At 61.3% G+C, this 22107-nt stretch carries 22 protein-coding genes; 11 read left to right on the top strand and 11 right to left on the bottom strand.

Going from position 1 to position 22107, the window contains the following annotated elements:
• The first annotated feature begins 161 nt into the window (after positions 1-161).
• The 5 genes from hflK (L6D74_RS02875) (at position 162) to cfaB (ending at position 7475) form a co-directional block, all read left to right on the top strand.
• Positions 162-2108: a protease modulator HflK gene (gene hflK, locus L6D74_RS02875; RefSeq protein WP_236187627.1), complete on the top strand. Its 1947-nt coding sequence runs from the start codon at positions 162-164 to the stop codon at positions 2106-2108.
• A complete protein-coding gene (hflC, locus tag L6D74_RS02870; RefSeq protein WP_236187626.1) occupies positions 2105-3151 on the top strand; it encodes a protease modulator HflC in 1047 nt (348 codons plus the stop codon). The genes hflK (L6D74_RS02875) and hflC overlap by 4 nt, the downstream gene beginning before the upstream one ends.
• Positions 3148-4206 carry a protease modulator HflK gene (gene hflK, locus L6D74_RS02865; RefSeq protein WP_236187625.1) on the top strand — a complete coding sequence of 353 codons (1059 nt, stop codon included), beginning with the start codon at positions 3148-3150 and terminating at the stop codon, positions 4204-4206. Before hflC ends, hflK (L6D74_RS02865) begins: the two co-directional genes overlap by 4 nt.
• Positions 4203-6110 (top strand): heavy metal translocating P-type ATPase, encoded by a 1908-nt coding sequence (locus tag L6D74_RS02860; protein ID WP_236187624.1) that lies wholly within the window; start codon positions 4203-4205, stop codon positions 6108-6110. The genes hflK (L6D74_RS02865) and L6D74_RS02860 overlap by 4 nt, the downstream gene beginning before the upstream one ends.
• Positions 6111-6287: 177 nt before the next feature.
• A complete protein-coding gene (cfaB, locus tag L6D74_RS02855) occupies positions 6288-7475 on the top strand; it encodes a C17 cyclopropane fatty acid synthase CfaB (RefSeq protein ID WP_064600572.1) in 1188 nt (395 codons plus the stop codon).
• A 2-nt stretch (positions 7476-7477) separates the two neighbouring features.
• On the opposite strand, the gene cls is transcribed toward cfaB, so the two are convergent.
• On the bottom strand, positions 7478-8917 hold the full coding sequence (gene cls, locus L6D74_RS02850) for a cardiolipin synthase (RefSeq protein ID WP_085612449.1): 1440 nt from the start codon (positions 8915-8917) through the stop codon (positions 7478-7480).
• Between the two features lie 146 nt (positions 8918-9063).
• Here cls and L6D74_RS02845 point away from each other — a divergent pair, with 146 nt between their 5' ends.
• Entirely contained in the window at positions 9064-9582 is a 519-nt protein-coding gene (locus L6D74_RS02845; RefSeq protein WP_039765036.1) for a DUF3617 domain-containing protein, read from the top strand.
• A 37-nt stretch (positions 9583-9619) separates the two neighbouring features.
• Here L6D74_RS02845 and L6D74_RS02840 read toward each other — a convergent pair whose 3' ends face one another.
• Genes L6D74_RS02840 through folE2 form a run of 6 tightly spaced genes read right to left on the bottom strand, consistent with a single transcriptional unit; the run spans position 9620 to position 14832 of the window.
• Positions 9620-10957, bottom strand: a complete 1338-nt coding sequence (locus L6D74_RS02840) for a dihydroorotase (protein ID WP_236187623.1) — start codon at positions 10955-10957, stop codon at positions 9620-9622.
• A 3-nt stretch (positions 10958-10960) separates the two neighbouring features.
• Complete coding sequence (locus tag L6D74_RS02835) at positions 10961-11521, bottom strand: gamma carbonic anhydrase family protein (protein ID WP_085612447.1); 561 nt, start codon at positions 11519-11521, stop codon at positions 10961-10963.
• On the bottom strand, positions 11518-12393 hold the full coding sequence (locus L6D74_RS02830) for a metal ABC transporter substrate-binding protein (RefSeq protein WP_236187622.1): 876 nt from the start codon (positions 12391-12393) through the stop codon (positions 11518-11520). The genes L6D74_RS02835 and L6D74_RS02830 overlap by 4 nt, the downstream gene beginning before the upstream one ends.
• 11 nt (positions 12394-12404) lie before the next feature.
• Positions 12405-13271: a metal ABC transporter permease gene (locus tag L6D74_RS02825; protein ID WP_085612445.1), complete on the bottom strand. Its 867-nt coding sequence runs from the start codon at positions 13269-13271 to the stop codon at positions 12405-12407.
• Positions 13271-13939 (bottom strand): metal ABC transporter ATP-binding protein, encoded by a 669-nt coding sequence (locus L6D74_RS02820; protein WP_236187621.1) that lies wholly within the window; start codon positions 13937-13939, stop codon positions 13271-13273. The genes L6D74_RS02825 and L6D74_RS02820 overlap by 1 nt, the downstream gene beginning before the upstream one ends.
• Positions 13936-14832 (bottom strand): GTP cyclohydrolase FolE2, encoded by an 897-nt coding sequence (gene folE2, locus L6D74_RS02815; RefSeq protein ID WP_064600558.1) that lies wholly within the window; start codon positions 14830-14832, stop codon positions 13936-13938. The genes L6D74_RS02820 and folE2 overlap by 4 nt, the downstream gene beginning before the upstream one ends.
• Positions 14833-14916: 84 nt before the next feature.
• On the opposite strand from folE2, the gene L6D74_RS02810 reads away from it, so the two are divergent.
• Positions 14917-16116, top strand: a complete 1200-nt coding sequence (locus L6D74_RS02810) for an N-acetylmuramoyl-L-alanine amidase (RefSeq protein WP_064600553.1) — start codon at positions 14917-14919, stop codon at positions 16114-16116.
• Here the strand turns inward: L6D74_RS02810 and L6D74_RS02805 are convergent.
• On the bottom strand, positions 16113-16487 hold the full coding sequence (locus tag L6D74_RS02805) for a hypothetical protein (protein ID WP_064600551.1): 375 nt from the start codon (positions 16485-16487) through the stop codon (positions 16113-16115). The two genes, L6D74_RS02810 and L6D74_RS02805, sit on opposite strands and share 4 nt — an antisense overlap.
• 223 nt (positions 16488-16710) lie before the next feature.
• Between L6D74_RS02805 and zigA the strand changes: the two genes are divergently transcribed.
• A complete protein-coding gene (zigA, locus tag L6D74_RS02800) occupies positions 16711-17916 on the top strand; it encodes a zinc metallochaperone GTPase ZigA (RefSeq protein WP_236187620.1) in 1206 nt (401 codons plus the stop codon).
• Positions 17916-18566 (top strand): DUF1826 domain-containing protein, encoded by a 651-nt coding sequence (locus L6D74_RS02795; RefSeq protein ID WP_236187619.1) that lies wholly within the window; start codon positions 17916-17918, stop codon positions 18564-18566. The genes zigA and L6D74_RS02795 overlap by 1 nt, the downstream gene beginning before the upstream one ends.
• 4 nt (positions 18567-18570) lie before the next feature.
• Here L6D74_RS02795 and L6D74_RS02790 read toward each other — a convergent pair whose 3' ends face one another.
• Positions 18571-18927: an NADH:ubiquinone oxidoreductase gene (locus L6D74_RS02790; RefSeq protein WP_236187618.1), complete on the bottom strand. Its 357-nt coding sequence runs from the start codon at positions 18925-18927 to the stop codon at positions 18571-18573.
• Positions 18928-18952: 25 nt separating this feature from the next.
• Between L6D74_RS02790 and L6D74_RS02785 the strand changes: the two genes are divergently transcribed.
• Positions 18953-19924, top strand: a complete 972-nt coding sequence (locus L6D74_RS02785; RefSeq protein ID WP_236187617.1) for a CobW family GTP-binding protein — start codon at positions 18953-18955, stop codon at positions 19922-19924.
• A gap of 1 nt (position 19925) precedes the next feature.
• On the opposite strand, the gene L6D74_RS02780 is transcribed toward L6D74_RS02785, so the two are convergent.
• On the bottom strand, positions 19926-20339 hold the full coding sequence (locus tag L6D74_RS02780) for a DUF3301 domain-containing protein (RefSeq protein WP_007954242.1): 414 nt from the start codon (positions 20337-20339) through the stop codon (positions 19926-19928).
• 117 nt (positions 20340-20456) lie between these two features.
• On the opposite strand from L6D74_RS02780, the gene pdxY reads away from it, so the two are divergent.
• Positions 20457-21329 carry a pyridoxal kinase PdxY gene (gene pdxY / locus L6D74_RS02775; protein WP_039765058.1) on the top strand — a complete coding sequence of 291 codons (873 nt, stop codon included), beginning with the start codon at positions 20457-20459 and terminating at the stop codon, positions 21327-21329.
• 117 nt (positions 21330-21446) lie between these two features.
• On the opposite strand, the gene L6D74_RS02770 is transcribed toward pdxY, so the two are convergent.
• The gene (locus L6D74_RS02770; protein ID WP_003229693.1) at positions 21447-21929 is read right to left on the bottom strand and encodes an acyl-CoA thioesterase; all 483 of its coding nucleotides are present in this window, start codon (positions 21927-21929) and stop codon (positions 21447-21449) included.
• Positions 21930-22107: the final 178 nt, after the last annotated feature.

The following is a 22107-nucleotide window of genomic DNA, read 5'->3' as shown; positions in this document are numbered from 1 at the left end:
AAAAATTACGAACGTAATATGTGCGTTTCCAGACATTTCGGTCAAGGCTTCAGGCAAGCGACAGGTTGCCCAGCTTTGAATGATGCAAATGAGTACAAATATTTCACGACTTTCGTTATATCGTAACGATATGTGCAGTGAGCCAAGGGTTTTGGGGGGATATGCAAGTCGATCTGGATGAAGGCACGCCGGTGAACGGATTGCCGCGCTTTCAGCAAGCGGCGACGCAGGGCCGGCGCTTGCTTCGCCTGGCGATCGGTCTGGGCGCGTTGGCCGGGGCAGGGTGGGTACTGGCGTTTTTTGTCGGGCTGTTTGCGCCGCAATCGCTGTGGCCCACGTTGCTGGTCAATCAGAGCGCGGCGTTGCTGGTGCTGGTGGCCGGTCTGCAATCGGCGTGGTGGGTGACACAATGGCGGGCGCGGGTGATCAATCCCGTGGTGCCGGTGACGGTTGCTGAAGAACCTGCGCCGGATGGCTGGTACGAGCGGCTGCTGGATCGGATGAGCCAGCGCAGTCTGCATCTGCTCGGGCAGATCGGCGCGGCCACATTGTGGCTGGGTGGGTGGTCGTTGCTGGCGCTGTTAAGCATCGAGCAAATGTGGAATCTGACGCTGCCGGCGGCGGGTGTGGGGTTGTCCGCCACGGTCGGCGCGGCTATCGCGTTGCTCTTGGCGTTCGGTCTGCTGGTGCTGGAGCGACAGCTGGCACAGGAAAACTCGGCGCAATGGCCCGAGGCCGGAGCGCTGGCGCAACTGACACGCGTGGCAATCATCAGTCTGGTGCTGGGCGCGTTGTGCCTGTTGTTCGCCAGTGACAGTGCAATCTGGCCTGTGCGTCTGGCGGTATTGATCGGCATTTTGCCGGGGCTGGTTGCCCTGGAGTTGCTGTTGCGTGCGCTGCTGTCGCTGTTCAGCCCGCGCCGCGAACAACTCGAACCGGTGCTGCTGGCGCGCAGTTTCGTCGCCGATCTGCTGCGCTGGCCGCCACAACCGTTGCTCGCATTGCAGCATGAATTGCACAACCGCTTCGGCATCGATCTGCGCCAGATCTGGGCCTTCAGTTACATGCGCCGCGCGTTCTTGCCGGTGTTGGTGCTGGTGGCAACGCTGGGCTGGTTGCTCACCGGCCTTCACGAAATTCCGATGCAAAGCCGTGGGATTTACGAGCGTTTCGGCAAACCGGTGCAGGTGTCCGGGCCGGGGCTGCATGCGGGTTTGCCCTGGCCCTTGGGGCGTGTACTGAATGTTGAAAACGGCGTGGTCCATGAATTGGCGACCAGCGTCGGCGAGAACCCGGCGCCCGTGCAGTTGGACCCGGCAGAAGGCCCGGCGCCACTCACCGCCAACCGTTTGTGGGACGCCAGCCACGTCAATGACAAGTCACAGGTGATCGCCAGCAGCCGTGGCGATCAGCAGAGCTTTCAGATCGTCAACATGGATGTGCGCTTCGTCTATCGCATCGGCCTCAGTGATCAAGACGCGCTGGCCGCCACCTACAACAGCGCGGACGTGCCGACGCTGATCCGCAGCACCGCCAGCCGGATTCTGGTGCACGACTTTGCCTCGCGCACCCTCGACGGATTGCTTGGCGAGGACAGGACCGGGCTCGCCGAAGAAATCGGCCGTGCCGTACAAAGCGATCTGCAGAAGCTCGACAGCGGTGTGGAAATTCTTGCCACGGTGGTCGAAGCGATTCACCCGCCGGCCGGGGCGGCCAATGCCTATCACAGTGTGCAAGCCGCGCAGATCGGCGCTCAGGCGTTGATCTCCCGCGAGCGTGGCGCGGCTGCCGAAGCGAGTAATCAGGCGCAGTTGCAGGCCAGCCTCGCTCGGGATCAGGCCAGTGCCAACGCCCATGAAATCAACGCCACTGCCCGGGCGGCGGATCTGAAATTCAGCGCCGAACAAAAAGCCTACGCCAGCGCCGGCCAGGCCTTCGTGCTGGAGCAATACCTCAGCCAACTCAGCCAGGGTTTGAGCAAAGCCAAACTGTTGGTACTCGACCATCGTCTGGGCGGCAGCAGTAACGCACCGACCATCGACCTGCGTACGTTCACGCTGCCGGCAGATCCGGCGCGCACCACCGCTCAGCCAGGAGCCACCCATTGAGCCAGTCGCACACTCACGATCACCATGACCACAGCGGCCACGATCATGCTCATGCCGGCGGTCATCACCATCACGGGCATCATCACCATCACCACGGTGCGCCGGAAGAGGCGGGGCCTTTTCCGTGGAAACGCATGGGCTGGGCGGCGTTGCTGTTGGCGTTCGCCATCGCGGCGGCGAGCCTGGTGCAAGTGCGCTCCGGTGAAGCCACGGTCATCACCCGGTTCGGCAACCCGTCCCGCGTGTTGCTGCAACCGGGACTGAGCTGGCGTTGGCCGGCGCCGTTCGAAGCAGCGATTCCGGTGGATCTGCGTTTGCGCACGACCTCCAGCGGCTTGCAGGATGTCGGCACCCGCGACGGTCTGCGCATCATCGTGCAGGCGTACGTGGCCTGGCAGGTGCAGGGCGATCCCGACAACGTGCAGCGCTTCATGCGCGCGGTGCAGAACCAGCCGGACGAAGCGGCGCGGCAGATTCGCACGTTTGTCGGCTCGGCACTGGAAACCACGGCCAGCAGTTTTGATCTGGCCAATCTGGTGAATACCGATGCCAGCCAGGTTCGCATCGACGATTTTGAAGCCCAGTTGCGCCAGCAAATCGATCAGCAACTGCTCGCCACCTATGGCGTTCGCGTGGTGCAGGTGGGCATCGAACGGCTGACATTGCCATCGGTGACCCTGACCGCAACGGTTGACCGGATGCGCGCAGAGCGTGAAACCATCGCCACCGAACGCACCGCCATCGGCAAACGTGAAGCGGCGCAGATCCGCTCCGCCGCCGAACGCGATGCGCGAATCGTGCAAGCCGATGCCACGGTGAAAGCCGCCGATATCGAAGCCCAATCGCGGGTGGAAGCGGCGCAGATTTACGGGCGTGCTTACGCCGGTTCGCCGCAGCTGTATAACTTGCTTCGTTCGCTGGACACCCTCGGCACCATCGTTTCGCCAGACACCAAACTGATCCTGCGCACCGACGCCGCGCCATTCCGGGTGTTGGTCGACGGTCCGCCGAATCTCGACAGCAAGAGCGGATTGCAGCCATGAATGAAGTTCCACGTGGAACACATTCGCTGAACAGTCCGTGGATTCAAGCAGGACGTTTGGCGTTTTTCGCGCTGTACGCGGTAACCGTGCTCGCGGCATTGGCCTGGGCATTTTCCAATGTCCGGCAGATCGATCCGCAAAACCGCGCGGTGGTTCTGCATTTCGGAGCGCTGGATCGCATTCAGAATGCCGGTTTGTTATTGGCGTGGCCGCAGCCGTTCGAACAGGTGGTTTTGTTGCCGGCGGCGGATCGGGTGATCGAGCGCAGGGTGGAAAATCTGCTGCGCAGCGATCAGGCCATGCAGGCGGATCGCGTGGCAACCTTCGCCACGCCGCTGAGTGACGCGCTGGCCGGCTCCGGTTATCTGCTCACCGGTGATGCGGGTGTGGTGCAGCTGGATGTGCGGGTGTTCTACAAGGTCACCGATCCCTATGACTTCGTACTGCAGGGCGAACATGTGCTACCGGCGCTGGATCGATTGGTGACGCGCAGCGCGGTGGCGCTGACGGCCGCGCGGGACTTGGACACGATTCTGGTGGCGCGGCCGGAGTTGATCGGCGCTGACAATCAGGCGGCCGAACGTCGCGAACGGTTGCGCGGTGATCTGGTGCAAGGCATCAACCGACGTCTCGCCGAGTTGAAGGCGAGCGGTCAGGGCATCGGCATCGAAGTGGCGCGGGTCGATGTGCAATCGAGCCTGCCGGAGCCGGCAGTGAGCGCGTTTAACGCGGTCCTCACCGCCAGCCAGCAAGCCGACAAAGCGGTCGCCAATGCCCGCACCGAGGCCGAGAAACTCACTCAGTCCGCCAACGAGCAAGCCGACCGCACGCTGCAAGTCGCCCACGCCCAGGCCGGTGAGCGCCTGGCCAAAGCCTCCGCCGACACGGCGACGGTATTGAGCCTGGCCAAGGCGCAACAGCAGGGCACGGACCCGCAAATGCTCTTGCGTCTGTACCGCGAGCGGATGCCGAAGATTCTCGGTCAGGCCGGTTCGGTCACCACGGTCGATCCGAAAGACGATTCACGCCTGATCATTCAGGGAGCCAGTAAATGACTGCCACCACCACCGCACCGAGCCTGTTGTCCTCGGCCGAACAACGCCGCGCCGCGCGCCAGTTGACTTTGGCGATGCTCGCCCTCGGCTTGCTCGGTCTGGGGCTGATCTGGCGCTGGTTGATGCCGGAACAGACGGGCGTCAGTCAGTTGCTGCTCGGATCTGCTTCTTTGTTAGTCGCGGTGCCGGTAATGCGTTCGGCGTGGTTCAGCCTGCGTTATCCGAGCCTGCACGGCATCACCGACCAGTTGATCGCCCTGGCGATGATCGGGGCTTGGGCCACGGGCGATCTGCTCACGGCGGCGCTGTTGCCGATCATCATGATCTTCGGCCACGTGCTGGAAGAGCGCAGTGTGATCGGTTCCCAGGAAGCGATTCATGCCCTCGGCCAATTGACCCGCAGCCACGCGCGCAAGGTGCAGGCGGACGGCTCGATCATCGAAGTCGACAACGGCGCGCTCAAGGCCGGCGACAAAGTCGAAGTGCGCGCCGGGGATCGAGTGCCGGCGGACGGTCGGGTTTTGTCGGGCCAGGCCAGCCTCGACACAGCGTCGATCACCGGTGAGTCGGTGCCGGTGGAAGCGGGTGCCGGCATGGCGGTGTTCGGCGGCGCGATCAACCTCGACGGGCTGCTGCGAATCGAAGTGACCCGTACCGGGGATGAATCCACCCTCGGCAAGGTCATCGCGCTGATGCAGAACGCCGAACGCTCCAAGCCACCGATCACCCGATTGCTCGAACGTTATGCCGGCAGCTACATGGTGCTGGTGTTGCTGCTCGCGGCGGTGACCTGGTTTATCACCAACGATGCGCAGGCGATGCTCGCGGTGCTGGTGGCGGCATGCCCATGCGCGCTGGTGTTGTCGGCGCCGGCCACGGCGATTGCCGGGGTGGCGGTGGCGGCGCGGCACGGGATTCTGATTCGCAGTTCGGCATTCCTTGAGGAGCTGGCTGATCTCACCTCGCTGGTGGTCGACAAGACCGGCACCCTGACTTACGGCACGCTGCGCTTGCAGTCGATCAACAGCCCGCGAGCTGATCACGGGTCGGTAATGGCGCTGGCTGCAAGCCTGGGTGCGGCTAGCAGCCATCCGGTCAGCCGCGCGCTGGCCGGACTGGTCAGCGCAGAAGAGGCGCTGGTGCTGACCGATATTCATGAGCGGCAGGGGCTGGGCGTAGTGGCCAAAACCGCGCAAGGCGAGGCCGCACTCGGGCGTCCGGAGCTGTTTGCGCAGTTGGGCATCCCGACCACGGCGATCCCCGAACACGACGGCCCGATTGCCGGGTTGGCATTGAACGGAGAATTCCTTGCCTGGCTGTTGCTGGCCGACACGGTCAAACCGGAAGCACGATTTGCGCTGAGTGAACTGCGTGACCTCGGACTGGGGCGGCAATTGCTGTTGACCGGCGACCGGCAAAGCGTCGCGCAGACACTGGCCAAGGATGTCGGCCTGCACGAAGTCGAAGCCCAGGCGTTGCCCGAAGACAAACTCAACCGAGTGCTCAAGGAAATCGACAACGGCTTCCGGCCGATGGTGGTCGGCGACGGGATCAACGATTCATTGGCGCTCAAGGCGGGTGTCGTGGGTGTGGCGATGGGCGCGGGCGGCGCGGATATTGCGCTGGCATCCTCCGATATCGTGCTGATCGGCAGCGACCTGCGTCGGCTCGGCACTTGTGTGCGCCTGAGCCGCCAGTGCCGACGGACCTTGCAGGTGAACGTGATCATCGGCCTGGGCTGGACGCTGGCCATCGTGGTTTTCGCCGCCTTCGGCTGGCTCGGTGCGGCGGGGGCGATGATCGCCGCGTTGCTGCACAACCTGAGCACGCTGTTGGTGCTGGGCAACGCCGGACGCCTGCTGCGATTTCAGGAGCCACTGCTGAAGCTGAAAGCGCCGGACTGATCAATTTTCGAACTGTGCGCCGGTCTCGCAGTCATTTGAGAAGGCGCACTGAACCAGGGATGACAGCGCGGTGGCAGCCTCTGTGGCTGATAGTCGGCGACTATCAAATCGATAGCCTGCTAATTTTCAAGGATGGTCTACCCTCAGATCAGACGTCTGAAACCAGGGGGATATTCCATGCTCGCGCAACTTCCACCGGCCTTACAGAATCTGCAGCTTCCGCTACGCCTGCGACTCTGGGACGGCCATGAATTCAATCTGGGCCCGGCGCCCAGTGTCACCATCGTGGTCAAGGACCCGTTGATGGTGTCCCAGTTGACCCATCCAAGTCTCGACGCGCTGGGGGCGGCGTTCGTCGAGGGCAAACTCGAACTGGAGGGCTCGATCAGCGAGGTCATCCGGGTGTGCGATGAGTTGAGCACGGCGCTGCTCGACGAGGACGAAGACAGTCAGCCGGTGCGCACCGTGCATGACAAGGAAACCGACGCCAAAGCCATTTCCTATCACTACGACCTTTCCAACGCGTTCTACCAGCTGTGGCTGGACAGCGACATGGCGTATTCCTGCGCGTATTTCGAAACCGGCAGCGAATCCCTGGAGCAAGCCCAGCAAGCCAAGTTCCGGCACCTGTGCCGCAAGCTGCGCCTGCAGCCCGGCGACTATCTGTTGGACGTCGGTTGCGGTTGGGGCGGACTGGCGCGTTATGCCGCCCGAGAGTTCGGCGCCAAGGTCTTCGGTATCACCCTGAGCAAAGAGCAACTGGCGCTGGCCCGTGAGCGGGTCAAAGCTGAAGGTCTGGAAGACCAGATCGAACTGCAGCTGCTTGACTACCGCGATCTGCCCCAGGATGGTCGCTTCGACAAAGTGGTCAGCGTCGGCATGTTCGAGCACGTCGGCCACGCCAACCTCGCCGAATACTGCAAAACCCTGTTCGGCGCGGTGAAAGAGGGTGGTCTGGTGATGAATCACGGCATCACCGCCAAGCACACCGATGGCCGCCCTGTGGGGCGCGGCGCCGGGGATTTCATCGAGAAATATGTGTTCCCCAACGGCGAGCTGCCGCACCTGGCGATGATCTCGGCCGAGATCAGCGAAGCGGGTCTGGAGATCGTCGATGTCGAGAGTCTGCGCCTGCACTACGCGCGCACCCTGGACCATTGGAGCGAACGGCTCGAGGACAACCTTGAAGCCGCCGCGAAACTGGTGCCGGACCAGGCGCTGCGTATCTGGCGTCTGTACCTGGCAGGCTGCGCTTATGCATTCGCTCGCGGCTGGATCAACCTGCACCAGATCCTCGCCGTGAAGGCCCATGCCGACGGCAGCCATGAACTGCCGTGGACGAGGGACGACATCTACCACCCTTGAACCTAGAGGATCGGTGAAATCAGCCGGGCGATCCGCATACCGACCTGTTGCAGGCGGTGGATCTCCCGGCTTTCTTCTTTGGCGACTTCGTAGGCCTGGGCGAAGTCATCGTTGAGCATCTGTTCCACGCTGGCGGCGAATTCGCTGTCGACGGTCAGCAGCATCACCTCGAAATTCAGCCGGAACGAGCGGTTGTCCAGGTTGGCGCTGCCGATGGCGCTGATCTCGCTGTCGATCAACACCACTTTCTGATGCAGGAACCCCGGTTCGTAGCGGAATACCCGCACGCCGGCGCGTACCGCTTCGAACGCATACAGGCTGGAGGCGGCGTAGACGATGCGATGGTCGGGGCGCGAAGGCAGCAACAGGCGCACGTCGACCCCGCGCAATACGGCGAGGCGCAATGCTGCGAATACGGCTTCGTCGGGAATGAAGTAGGGGCTGGTGATCCACACGCGCTCGGCGGCGGCGTGGATGGCTTCGACGAAGAACAGCGAGCAGGTTTCGTAGGCGTCCGCCGGGCCGCTGGCGAGCAATTGGCAAAGCACGCCTTCATCCGGGTAAGCGTCCGGCAGGATCAGCGGCGGCAATGACCGCGCGGCCCAGAACCAGTCTTCGGCAAAAGACTCCTGCATGCACGCCACCACCGGGCCGCGCACCTGGACGTGAGTGTCGCGCCACGGTGCCAGCGGTGGTTTTTCACCCATGTATTCGTCGCCCACGTTGTGGCCGCCGACAAATCCGATCAGCCCGTCGACCACCACGATCTTGCGGTGGTTGCGGAAATTCACCTGGAACCGATTGAGCCAGCCGCTGCGGGTGGCGAACGCCTTGACCTCGACGCCGCCATCGCGCAGCGCCTGCACATAGCTGTGGGGCAGGGCGTGGCTGCCGATGCGGTCGTAGAGCAAATGAATCACCACGCCTTCGGCGGCTTTCTTCAGCAACAGGTCACGCAAACGCTGGCCGAGGCGATCGTCGTGAATGATGAAAAACTGGATCAGTACGGCTTTCCGCGCTTGGTCGATTGCGTGGAAAATCGCCTCGAAGGTCGCCGCGCCATTGATCAGCAATCGCACTTCATTGTTGGCCAGGCATGGCATGCGCCCCAGCTTCGGCATTGCGCGCAACGAGTCGTAAGCATTCGAGGCGCGGGCGGTCAGGGCTTCTTCCACCCAGGGCCGCCAGTTGAGCTCGGAAATCGCCAGGCGCATTTGTTCGTTGGCCTGACGGCGGGCCTTGATGTAGCCATCGAAGGTGCTGCGGCCGAACACCAGATAAGGAATGAGGGTGAGGTAGGGAATGAAGATCAGCGACAGCGCCCAGGCGATCGAGCCTTGGGCGGTGCGGACGGTCAACACGGCATGGATCGCGGCGATCGAGCCGAGGGTGTGTATCAGGGCGATCAGATAACCGAAAATGTGCGGTCCGAAATAATCCATGGGGCAACCTTGCTCCTGAAGATTCAATGCTTAACAGACCATGTTCCATGGCGATTGTCGCTATTTGTTTTCAAGACGCCAGCGCCCGCCATGAACCGAAACAGGCGGCCGGCGTCTAACGGCCACTACTGATCAGGAGTTTTTCAATGAACGTTCGTCTGCTGGGTTTGGCGCTGGGCCTGGGTTTGGCCTTGCCGGTGGTTGCTCAGGCGCAAATGCTGCAGCCGGGGTTGTGGGAAATGACGTCGAGCAATGTGAAGGTCGATGATCAGGTGATGGATGTGCAATCGATCCTCGGCCAGATTCAGGGCCAAATCACCCCGCAGCAGCGGGCGCAACTGGAGAAGCAGGGGATCAACATCGGTGGCAAGGGCATCCGCGCCTGCCTGACGCCACAGCAGGTAGCAACCAACGATATCCCGCTGGCGGATCCGCAGTCCGGCTGCAAACAGCAGATCACCGAGCGCGTCGGCAACCAGTGGAAATTCCGCTTCAGTTGCCCGAAAGCCCAGGGCACCGGCGTCGCGACGTTCCTCAGTGATCGTGAGTTCACCACCGTCGCCAACGGCACTTTCAACGCTATCGGGATCAACCAGAAGGGCAGTCTGGAAACCCGGGCGGTCTGGCTGGGGCAGGATTGCGGTACCGTCAAACCGAGAGCGTAAATCAAACCGCCTCCACATCGAGTGGAGGCGGTTTTTTTCAGCGCATGAACCGCAGCGGCAATCCCTGACAGTTGTCATGGATCCGATGGTCATGCCACGCGATCTGCCCCGACACCATCGTCGTGCTGACCCGATGCCGAAAGCTGCGCTGAGCGAAAGGCGTCCAGCCGCATTGCGACAGAACCGGTTGGCGGGACACCGCAACACCCCCAGGCTCCGGTTGAACCAACACCAGATCCGCCCAATACCCTTCACGTAAATAACCGCGATCGGGAATGGCAAACAGATCAGCCACCCGGTGGCTGGTCTTCGCCACCAGCGTGGTGATCGGCAATACGCCATCCGCCACCAGTTCCAGAAGCGCCGGCAGCGCGTGTTGCACCAGTGGCAGTCCAGACGGCGCCTGTTCATACGCTTGCTGCTTTTCCGCCCAGGTGTGCGGTGCGTGATCGCTGCCGATCACGTCCAGTCGATTGCTCAGCAGTGCCTGACGCAAGGCATCACGATCGGCTTGGGACTTGATCGCTGGATTGCATTTGATCAGGTTGCCAAGGTTCGGATAGTCACGGTCATCGAACAGCAAGTGATGCAGGCAGACTTCGGCGGTGACGCGTTTTTGCGACAGCGGTTTGTCTTCGAACAACGCCAGCTCGCGGGCCGTTGTCAGGTGCAGGACGTGCAGGCGAGTGCCATGACGTTTGGCCAGATCCACCGCCAGAGACGATGAACGAAAGCAGCTGTCGGCATTGCGGATCTGCGCGTGGGCATCGGGCGGCAGTTGGTTGCCGAAGCGTTCGCGCAGGTTCGCGGCATTCACCTCGATGCTCGGGGTGTGTTCGCAGTGGGCCAGCAGAATCGTCGGCACTTCAGCGAACAGGCGCTCGAGGGTGTGCGGGTCGTCCACCAGCATGTTGCCGGTGGACGCGCCCATGAACACTTTGACCCCCGCCACTTCGCTCGGATTCAGCGCCGCGACCGTGTCCAGATTGTCCTGACTGACACCAAAGTGAAAACCGTAATTGGCCACCGAGTTGATTGCCGCCCGGCGCTTTTTGTCGGCCAGCGCTTCGAGAGTCAGAGTGGCAGGGTGGGTGTTGGGCATGTCCATGAAACTGGTGATGCCGCCGGCCACCGCCGCACGAGATTCGGTGTGGATGCTGCCCTTGGCCGGCGCACCCGGCTCACGGAAATGCACCTGGTCGTCAATCATTCCCGGCAGCAGCCACTGACCGTTGGCGTCGATTTCACGGGTTGCGTTTTCCCCTCCGATGCTGCCGGCGATCTTGACGATGCGCCCTCGGCTGACCAACAGATCGGCGTCGAACTCACGCCCTTCGTTCACCAGCCGCGCATTGCGAATCAACACACTGCTCATGATTCAGAACTCGTTCTGCAAGGCTTTGTAACCGCGCACCAGGTCGACGTTGGTGCGCGCCACGTCTTCGGAAAACTCCGAAGCGCTGACGCTCACCGGCGGGAATTGCGAGAGGTCGGTGCCCGGGCCGATGCGGGTGGTGGAGGGCACGTAGAACGCGTCCGGCAGATCCCGGCCGTCGACCACCGAGTTGTGCCGCACCACGCAACCGTTGCCCACGACGCAGTTGAACAGCACGCTGTTGAAGCCGATGAACACCCGGTCTCCGACCGTGCATGGACCGTGCACGATCGAGCGGTGGGCGATGGAGCTGAATTCGCCGATGGTCACCGCCGCGCCGGATTTGGAGTGGATCACCACGCCGTCCTGGATGTTCGAATTGGCGCCGATGGTGATCGGTTCCATCTCGCCCGTGGCGTCCACTTCATCAGCGCGGATCACCGCGTATGGGCCGACGAACACGTTTTCACCAATGATGACTTTGCCGCAGATGATCGCGGTTTTATCGACGTAGGCAGACTCGGCAATCTGCGGCAAATCACCGGAAGGATTTTTACGGATCATGGTTGGCTCAGGGCTTGGTAAAGAGTGTTGAGGTTGTATTCGAACAGCCCGGTGAAGGTGCTGGCCGGACCGCTGGTGGCGAGGGCGTCGGAGTACAGCGTGCCGCCGATGTGTGCGCCGCTTTCGTCGGCGATCTGTTTGAGCAGGCGTGCGTCCTTGATGTTTTCCATGAACACCGCTTTGACCTTGGCCTGGCGAATCTGGGTGATCAGCGCGGCGACTTCGGCGGCGGAGGGTTCGCGTTCGGTGGACAGACCTTGTGGCGCCATGAAGTCGATGCCGTAGGCCTGACCGAGATAACCGAAGGCATCGTGGCTGGTGACGATCTTGCGGTTACCCGGCGGCAATGAACCGAGCTTGGTTTTCGCCTGGGCGAGGAGGGCGTAGATCTGTTTCAGGTAGGCCTGGCTGTTGCGCTCGTAGTCGGCTTTGTTTGTCGGGTCAGCAGCGATCAGCGCCTTGGTGATGTTGGCGACGTACAGTTCGGCGTTTGCCAGGTTGTGCCAGGCGTGAGGGTCGGGGACGGTTTCGCCGTCCTCCTCCAGCGAGCGCGGAATCACGCCACGACTGGCGCTGATTACCGGAGCTCTGGTGTCGGTGCTGGCGACCAGCCGATCCAGCCACGGCTCGAAGCCCAGCCCGTTCTTGACGATCAGTTTCGCCTTGAGCAGGGCCTTGGCGTCATCCGGAGTGGGTTCGTAAGTGTGGGCATCGGCGTCAGGGCCGACCATGTTGGTGATCTGGATATGCTCGCCGCCGACCTGATGCACCATGTCGGCAAGGATGCTGAAACTGGTGACCACCGGCAGTTTTTCCGCCGCCGATAACGACATCGACAGCATCAGGCTGAACAGCACGAGTAGAGCGCGCATCGGGAAACACCTCATTGGGATGTGAGCAAAGGCGGGCGGCGCAACAGACCGTGCACCGGTCCGAACACCACGGACAACAGGTAACCGCCACCGGCGACCAACACGATGGCCGGGCCGCTGGGCAGCGAGTAGTAGAACGACAGCAACAGGCCGAGCCATACCGATGCGCAACCGATGAGCGCGGCGATGGCAATCAGGACCGGCAGGCGTCGGCTCCAGAAGCGTGACGCGGCGGCGGGCAGCATCATCAGGCCGACTACCATCAAGGCGCCGATCGCCTGGAAACCGATCACCAGATTGAGCACCACCAGCGTCAGGAACACGCCATGGGCGACGGGGCCGAGTCGGCTGACCGTGCGCAGGAAAAACGGATCGAGGGTGTCGAGCAGCAAGGGTTTGTAGATCAGCGCCATGGCCATCAGGCTGAGTGCCGACACCCACAGCATGCCGTTGAGGGTCGGCCCATCGACCGCCAAAGCGGAGCCGAACAGCAGGTGCAGCAAATCGAGTCGCTTGCCGGCGATGCCGAGAATCAGCACGCCGCTGGCCAATGAGATGGGATAGATCGCGGCGAGGCTGGCGTCTTCGCGCAGGCCGGTGCGGCGGGTGATCCACGCGGCGAGTCCGGCCATGCTCAGGCCGGCACCGAGTCCGCCGAGGGTCAGCGCCGGCAGACTCAGCCCGGCGAACCAGAACCCCAACGCGGCGCCAGGGAGGATGCCGTGGGCAACGGCGTCGCCAATCAGGCTCATCCGGCGCAGGATCAGAAACACGCCCAGTGGCGCCGTGCTGCACGCCAGGACCAGACCGCCGAGCAGGGCCCGGCGCATGAAGACGAACTCGTGGAACGGCTGCCATAAATGGCTGAGCGTCAGCATCAAGCCACCTGCGTGTGAGGCGTTTGCTGAATGAGGTCGGTGCTGCTGCCGAATGCGCAGCCGCTCTGTTTGATCAGCAAGGTCTGTGGAATGTGTTGGCGCACGGCGGCAAGGTCATGGCAAACCACGACCAGGGTTCGTCCCTGCTCATGCCAGGCGTGCAGGTGTTGCCACAACAGTTTCTGCCCCAGTTCGTCGAGCGCGGCATGGGGTTCGTCGAGCAGCAGCAACGGAGTGTCGACCAGACTCAATCGGGCCAGCAGGGCGCGTTGCAGTTCTCCGCCGGAGAGAGCCATCAGGGGACGATGCTCCAGACCGCTCAGATGCCAGTCTTCCAGTGCGGATTCGAGACGCTGGGCCCTGAGTTGCGATGACAGTCGTCGCCCCCAGAAACCGGCGGCCACCAACTCTTGAAGACTGATCGGGAACTGTCGATCCAGATGCTGTTGCTGAGGCAGGAAGGACAAACCGCTTTGGCGTGGAACACCCAGTTCGACTTTGCCGGCCAGCGGTCGCTGTAATCCGGCGATGACTTTGAGCAGGCTGCTTTTGCCGCTGCCGTTGACGCCGATGATTGCCGTCAGACTGCCGCTTTCCAGCCGAAGGTTCAGAGGCGCAGTGAGCGGTTGGCCGGGGGCTCCCCAGCTCATGTTCTGGCAGCGAATCATGGCTGCTCCCGGCGCCAGTGACTTTCGGCGACCGCATCGTGGGCATGAAGGCTTTCGGCGTGGATGACTCGGACGTGAAACTCGCTGATACCGGGTGAACGACGCAGGGCCAGATTCAGGCGTCGAGCAGCGTCTTCGCAGAACATCAGGTTCTGGCCGTTGGCGAGGGCGAAGGCTTGTTCGTCGGCGCGTTTCACAGCGGTTTGCACGGCGGTGCCTAGGGCCGCTTCGGCGTCGTTGATGATGGACGTCAGCGGCAATTCGTCGACGAATTCGTCCAGATGCAGATGCAACTGGGCGGTACTGCGTTGGCTGTGAGGTGTGGCCACGATGCCTTGGGTCGAACCCAACCACGCCAACACGTCGGCGTGCTGCAGCGGTTTGTTGGCAAAGTCGTCGATGAATTGTTGCTGGATCAGTTGCCTCGCCAATGCTGCAGAACAGGGGCAAGTCGACGAGTAAGCCACCTCCATTTTCAGTTCCACGTGGAACATTTTGCTTTTCAGGTGGGCTGAAACAGTGACGGGGTAGGTTTTCCATCCTGCCAAAGGACTGACCAATGCCGACCTTCGCAGCAATAAATCTGTGTGGATATTGAGATAGGCGGCTTCGGAAAGATCTTCGTGGCTGTCGAGAAAACGCTGCAGAACTTTTCGCAAAAGGGCGGGAGAAAGGTTCTCCTGCTCCAGCGCTTCCAGCCCCAGATAGAGCCGCGACATGTGAATGCCTCGTGCGTCTCCATCATCCAGACTGACGCCTGCATCCGCTTTGGCAGCCAGGCGTTGGCCTTCGATAAACACAGGTAATGCGATGCCGCACATTCCCACCCATTCGAGTGGCAGGGCCTGGCGGGCGGCTTGAGCCGCGACATCCGGCAAAGTCAGCGCGTTCATGAGCAGTTCCATCATGGTGATTGAATTTAATGTTACATTATAACAATTCAAACCACGATGCCTTTTTCATGAACAGGCTTTCATATGCACAGACGCCACTTGCTCAACCTGATGCTGGCCAGCGCGGCCTTTGTTTTGCCTTTTCCGGTTTCCGCTACGCAGATACGCAATGCGCGGCTTTGGCGTTCGGATGACAAGCTTCGGCTGGTATTCGATCTGAGTGGTCCCGTGAGCTACAAGACATTCACCTTGAGTGCGCCGGAGCGGTTGATCATCGATTTGAGCGGTGCCAGCCTGAATGGAGATTTCAGCCAGTTGGCCTTATCCGGCACCCCTATTCATTCGATTCGCTCCGGCCATTTTGGCCAAGGGAACACCCGGATCGTGCTGGATTTAAGCAGTCCGGTTCAGCTCAATTCATTCTTGCTGGCGCCTCAGGATGGGCAAGGACATCGCTTGGTTTTGGACTTGATGACTGCTTCAGCAGGGCTCCCGGCAAGCGTTCCACGTGAAACACCCCAGGAAAAATCTCACCCCAAGCGCGACATCATGGTGGTGGTCGACCCAGGGCACGGCGGAAAAGACCCGGGTGCCATTGGCGCCAAAGGCGAGCGCGAAAAGGATGTGGTGCTGTCCATCGCGCAATTGCTTGCACGTCGGCTTAAGCGAGAGAAAGGCTTTGATGTGAAGCTGGTTCGCAACGACGATTTCTTCGTCCCGTTACGCAAGCGTGTGGAGATCGCGCGTCAGCACAAAGCCGACATGTTCATCTCGGTGCACGCCGATGCTGCGCCGCGTCTGACCGCCTCTGGCGCGTCGGTGTATTGCCTATCCGAAGGAGGTGCAACTTCTGCTACAGCGCGGTTCATGGCGCAGCGTGAGAACGGTGTGGATCTGCTTGGCGCCACCAGCCTGCTCAATCTCAAGGACAAGGATCCGATGCTCGCTGGCGTGATCCTCGACATGTCGATGAACGCAACCATCGCTGCCAGTCTGCAACTCGGAAGCACAGTGCTGGGCAGTCTGGCTGGCATCACTACGCTGCACCAAAAGCGCGTGGAACAGGCTGGATTTGCCGTTCTGAAATCGCCGGATGTGCCGTCAATCCTGGTGGAAACCGGGTTCATTTCTAACGCGCGGGACAGTCAGCGTCTGGTGACCGCGCGTCACCAGCAGGCCGTAGCAGACGGTTTGTTTGAGGGCTTGCAGCGCTATTTCCAGAAGAATCCACCTGTCGACAGCTACATGGCCTGGCAGCAAGAGCAGAAAGGATCGCGGGTTTAACAGCCGGTGATCCGGCTGCAGGTGAACTTTGCGCTGCTGCCGCCGGAGCTGGAGAACCGATTGATTGTCGTCCAGCCCACGCGCCGGTTGTAGCCAACCCAGGCTTCCCCATCGGAAGCGATGCCGGTGAAGAACGTCAGTTGCCCGTAGCGGCTGTTGGTTTGTGCCCAGTAGCGGTTTCCCGCTTTTTCAAATCCGCGCAGGTAAATCGTGCTGCCGACGGTGTTGACGCTGTAGGCGTTGCCGTTGCCATCGATGCACGCCAAAAGGTTTGCGCTTCGCGTGCAATTGGCGAGCCCCGGCACTTGTGCTTCGGCATTCAGCGTCAGCAATGCCAGCCAGATAAACGAGTATTTCAACGCGGTTTTCATGACGTAACTCGGCGACGACCTGATTACAGCTTCCAGCCCTTTGTCACTTTGGGCAAGAAGAGAGTGGATTGATTTTATTGTTATACTATAACATTAATCGGACAAGGCTTTCCGTGGCTTCCATTTCAAGCGTCCGTTTCCTTGGTGACCCCATCGAAGCCCAAGAACGCTCGCCCCGAGAGCCTCCAGCGCTGTTTAGCGACCGTCTGATGAGGTTTATCCAATGTCTTCCCGACTTCCCGTGACCGTTTTGTCCGGCTTTCTCGGCGCCGGAAAAAGTACACTTTTGAATTACGTACTACGTAACAGAGATGATTTGCGCGTCGCCGTTATCGTCAACGATATGAGCGAGATCAACATCGATGGCAGCGAAGTCCAGCGTGATGTCAGCCTGAACCGTGCTGAAGAGAAGCTCGTCGAAATGAGCAATGGCTGTATCTGCTGTACGTTACGTGAAGACCTTCTGGAAGAGGTCAGTCAGTTGGCCCGCGAAGGCCGCTTCGACTATTTGCTGATCGAGTCCACCGGAATCTCCGAGCCGTTACCCGTGGCCGAGACATTCACCTTCCGTGATGAGCAGGGGCAAAGCCTCGCCGACATCGCACGCCTCGACACCATGGTCACTGTAGTCGACGGCATGAACTTCCTGCCGGACTACCAGGCCGCCGAAAATCTCGCCTCCCGTGGCGAATTCCTCGGTGAAGAAGATGAGCGCTCGATCACCGACCTGTTGATCGAACAGATCGAATTCGCCGACGTCCTGCTGATCAGCAAGATCGACCTGATCAGCAGTCGCGAGCGGGAAGAGCTGATGGCCATTCTCAGACGCCTCAACGCTCAGGCCGAGATCATTCCGATGGTCATGGGTGAGGTACCGCTGGAGAAAATTCTCAATACCGGTCGTTTCGACTTCGAAAAAGCTGCCCAGGCCCCGGGCTGGTTGCAGGAATTGCGTGGCGAACATGTGCCGGAAACCGAGGAGTACGGCATCGCATCCACGGCCTATCGGGCGCGTCGGCCCTTTCATCCGCAGCGTTTCTTCGACTTCATCGATCGTCCTTGGGTAAACGGCAAACTGCTGCGCTCCAAAGGCTTCTTCTGGCTGGCCAGCAAACCCACCGACGCCGGTAGCTGGTCCCAGGCAGGAGGGCTGATGCGTCATGGTTTCGCCGGACGCTGGTGGCGCTTCGTGCCAAAAGAACAGTGGCCGCAGGATCAGGAAAGTACCGCCGCGATCATGGAACACTGGATCGCCAGCGTAGGCGACTGTCGTCAGGAGCTGGTGTTTATCGGGCAGAACATCGATTTCGCACAGCTGTCGTCGGAACTGGATGATTGCCTGCTGACCGATGATGAAATGGCGCTCGGTACTCAAGGCTGGCTACAACTGCGCGATCCGTTTGGCTCCTGGCACGAAGAGGTGGCCTGATGCTCGCCCTGAAACCTCTGCCAGGCAGTACACGTCATCAATCGTTCGGCCAGACCCCGCAGGCGCTGGCGGACATTCTTGACGATGAGACCAACCTCGCGGTCTGGCAACGCCAGCTTCCGCTGCACATTGCCGAGTTTGCGGACTTGTTGCTGTCTCTGAACGAACCCTACGCCGAGGCACTGTGCCTGGAATTGCCGGACGAAGACGCAGAACCGGATCTCACGGGACTGGCCGGCGGTTTTCGCGACCTGGAGGGCTACGAAGGGTTTATCACCGATCTGAAATGGTTGGTCAGCGCCTTCGCCTGCCTGCTGGGCGCGCGGCGAATCGGCTTGCGCTTGCGGGTATTGGACAAGGCCATGTGTCCGCGTTTTCACGTCGATCATGTGCCGGTGCGGTTGATCACCACGTACGCCGGTGTCGGCAGTGAATGGTTAAGGGAAGGGCAGATGGACCGTCGGCAACTGGGACAACCGCAAGCCGAGCCCCAGGAGACGTCACGGATTCAGCAATTGAATCGGGGCGAAGTGGCATTGCTCAAGGGCGAAAAATGGCACGGCAACGAAGGTTTCGGCCTGATCCATCGCTCGCCACAACCGACGCCGGGAGAGCGGCGACTGATGCTGACCCTCGACTGGCTCGGATAGCGCCTTAGGGCTTGAGCCACTTCCCCTGGCTCTGCCCCTCGCAATAGGGCTGCAAATACGCCGCATCGGTGGCTATGCCGTAATAGTGGATATCCTGGCGATAAGGCATATTGGCGACTTGCGCGTTGCTGCACACGCCGAACGCGCCAGCGGGGCACTGGTCGACGTATTGAACCTCGACTTTTTGCCCGGCCAGAGTCGGCTGGCAGAAGCCGTCGTTGAACAGTTTTTCCGGCATGTTGCGGTTCTGCTGGCAGACTTTCACGTCGAGCCGCTCCGCCTGGCTGTGCACCACGCAGGCCTGTGCCAAAGCCTCGCTCGACACCAGCGTCAGCAGCAACGACCATCCCATCCACCGCATCTTCGACCTCCAGAAAACCTTGAACATGTTGCAGAACATTCCCACCCACGTCATCGCCGGCCCCTTGGGCGCGGGCAAGACCAGCCTGATCCGCCAGCTCATGGCCCAGCGACCGGCGGGTGAGCGCTGGGCGGTGCTGATCAACGAGTTCGGCCAGATCGGGCTCGACGCTGCGCTGCTGACCCGCGACGCCGATGGTATCGCACTGGGCGAAGTGGCCGGGGGCTGTTTGTGTTGCGTGAACGGTGCGCCGTTCCAGATCGGTCTGGGGCGATTGCTGCGCAAGGCGCGGCCGGATCGGTTGTTCATCGAGCCCTCGGGGCTCGGGCATCCGGCGCAGTTGCTGAAGCAGCTGAACGAGGCGCCGTGGCAAGGCGTACTCGCCGTACAACCTTGCGTGCTGGTGCTGGACGCCCAGGCCCTTGCCGCGGGCAAACCGCTGCCGGACGCGCAGCAGGAAACTTTGTCCAGTGCGGGTCTGCTGCTATTGAACAAGGCAGAAAACCTCGACGAGCCCACGCGTAAGCGAATCACCCGACAGTTGCCGCCTGTCAGACTGATCTGGACGCAACAGGCGATGTTGTCGCTCAGCGAGCTGCCGGGGCTGGCCGTACAGGCGCAGGCAGGTGTTGATAAGTTGGTCGTGCCTCAGGGGCTGGCACAAATCCCGGCCATCTGGAGCGATCCGGCGTTGCCGATCTGCCTGAGTCAGGCGCAGGAGGGTGGCTGGAGCATCGGTTGGCGCTGGCATCCGAGCCAGGTGTTCGATGTGTCGGGGATAATCCAATGGCTGAAAAGCCTGAACTGGCGCCGGGCCAAACTGGTGATTCACAGCCCGGTCGGCTGGCAGTCAGCCAATGCGCTGGACAATGCCGAGCTCAGCTGGCTGCCCAGTGAATGGCGCAAGGATTCCCGGATCGAGCTGATTTTCGACGAGCCGCAAGCGGTCGGTGAATTACAGGCCGGGCTGGCCCGGTGTCGGCTTCAGGCGAGCTGATTCAAGGCTTCCACTTGGTGTGCTCCTGACGCCACTGGCTCAGCTCGATCACTTCACCACGCGGTTTTGTCACCTCCACCACGGGTGGTGTGTCATCGAATGGCGCCGGGTAGGGCGCCAGTTCGATCTGTGCGCTGTGCGCACCGAACTGGGTGATGGTGCCGTTATGCCGGGTTTCGCCGGTCACGGTAAATTCGAAATTGTAGACCCGCGCCAGACGTCGCCGACCACTGGCGTCCTTGATCAGGCCGATCTTCTTCAGCGCCACGTTACCGTCGAGCAACTCGACGCCGACATTCACGCAATGCTGTTTGACCCGCTCCAGCGCCCGCTCGCGCAAGCCGTGGTTGTGCCAGAGCCACGCACCGGCGACGGCGAACAGCATCAGCACGAAAATGTTTTCCAGGGTGAGCATCAACACGAAACTCCAAATGATGGCGTCAGCTTAACTGCGTCGCCGGTCTGTCGTACAGGCTGCGTTTCGTCGCATACTGCGCGGCTTGAATTTCAATCGTTTTACGGAAAAACCCGAATGAAACGTACGCCTCATCTGCTCGCCATCCAGTCCCATGTGGTGTTCGGCCACGCCGGCAACAGCGCTGCGGTTTTTCCGATGCAGCGGGTCGGGGTGAATGTCTGGCCGCTCAATACGGTGCAGTTCTCCAACCACACCCAGTACGGCCAGTGGGCCGGTGAAGTGCTGGCACCGCACCGGATCCCCGAGCTGGTCGAGGGCATCGCCGCGATCGGTGAGCTGGGCAATTGTGATGCGGTGCTGTCAGGTTATCTCGGCAGTGCGGCGCAGGGGCGGGCGATTCTCAGTGGCATCGAGCGGATCAAGGCGGCCAACCCGAAAGCCCTTTATCTGTGCGACCCGGTGATGGGGCATCCGGAAAAGGGCTGCAGCGTTCCTGCTGAAGTCAGTGACTTCCTGCTGGAGGAGGCCGCTGCCGTTGCGGATTTCATGTGCCCGAACCAGTTGGAGCTGGATAGCTTCTCCGGGCGCAAGCCGCAGTCGCTGTTCGATTGCCTGGCGATGGCGCGGGCGCTTCTGGCGCGTGGGCCGAAAGCGGTGCTGGTCAAGCATCTGGATTATCCGGGCAAACCGGCGGATGGCTTTGAAATGTTGCTGGTGACGGCCGAGGGCAGCTGGCATTTGCGGCGTCCGCTGCTGGCGTTTCCGCGTCAGCCGGTGGGGGTGGGCGATCTGACGTCCGGTCTGTTCCTGGCGAGAGTGCTGCTCGGTGACAGCCTGGTGGCGGCTTTTGAATTCACCGCAGCAGCGGTGCATGAAGTGCTGCTGGAAACCCAGGCCTGCGCCAGTTACGAGCTGCAACTTGTGCGGGCGCAGGACCGGATTGCGCATCCGCGGGTGAAATTCGAAGCCACGCCGATCAGTCTGTAAGACCGAGTTGTCCCCATTCGCGAGCAAGCCCGCTCCCACAGGGGGAACGCATTCCAAATGTGGGAGCGGGCTTGCTCGCGAAAGCTATCTACAGAGCGCCGTAGATCGAAGGGCTGATCAGGCGTCGCCCTTGATTTCCTGATAGCGCTTTTCCAGCTCCTGACGGATCTGCCGGCGCTGCTGCGCCTGCATGTAGCGGCGCTTGTCTTCGCTGTTCTGCGGTTGCAGCGGCGGTACGGCGGCGGGTTTGCGCTGATCGTCCACCGCGACCATGGTGAAGAAGCAGCTGTTGGTGTGACGCACCGAGCGCTCGCGGATGTTCTCGGTCACCACTTTGATACCGACTTCCATCGAGGTGTTGCCGGTGTAGTTCACCGACGCCAGGAAGGTCACCAGTTCGCCGACGTGGATCGGCTCGCGGAAAATCACCTGATCCACCGACAGGGTCACCACGTAGCGGCCGGCATAACGGCTGGCGCAGGCGTAGGCCACTTCGTCGAGGTATTTGAGCAGGGTGCCGCCGTGGACATTGCCAGAGAAGTTGGCCATGTCGGGGGTCATCAGTACCGTCATCGACAGCTGGGCGTTTCCGGGTTCCATAACGTTCTCACGGGTCAAGGCAGGGTTGCTGGAAGAAACACCTCTGCGGGTGCCTGGTCGCTTTTCAAAAGCACCGTTATCGGGACGCCAGGCAACTGGCCGCCGTCACGCCCGAATCGATCTGTTTCCATATATTGCACCGCCTTTCAGCCGGAAGTCGCGGTGTTACCCTGCAAAA

Source organism: Pseudomonas pharyngis (assembly GCF_021602345.1).
GTDB classification, from domain to species: Bacteria; Pseudomonadota; Gammaproteobacteria; order Pseudomonadales; family Pseudomonadaceae; genus Aquipseudomonas; species Aquipseudomonas pharyngis.
Note: the sequence above shows the minus strand (reverse complement) of the source record. Positions and strands in the feature narration are given on the sequence as shown.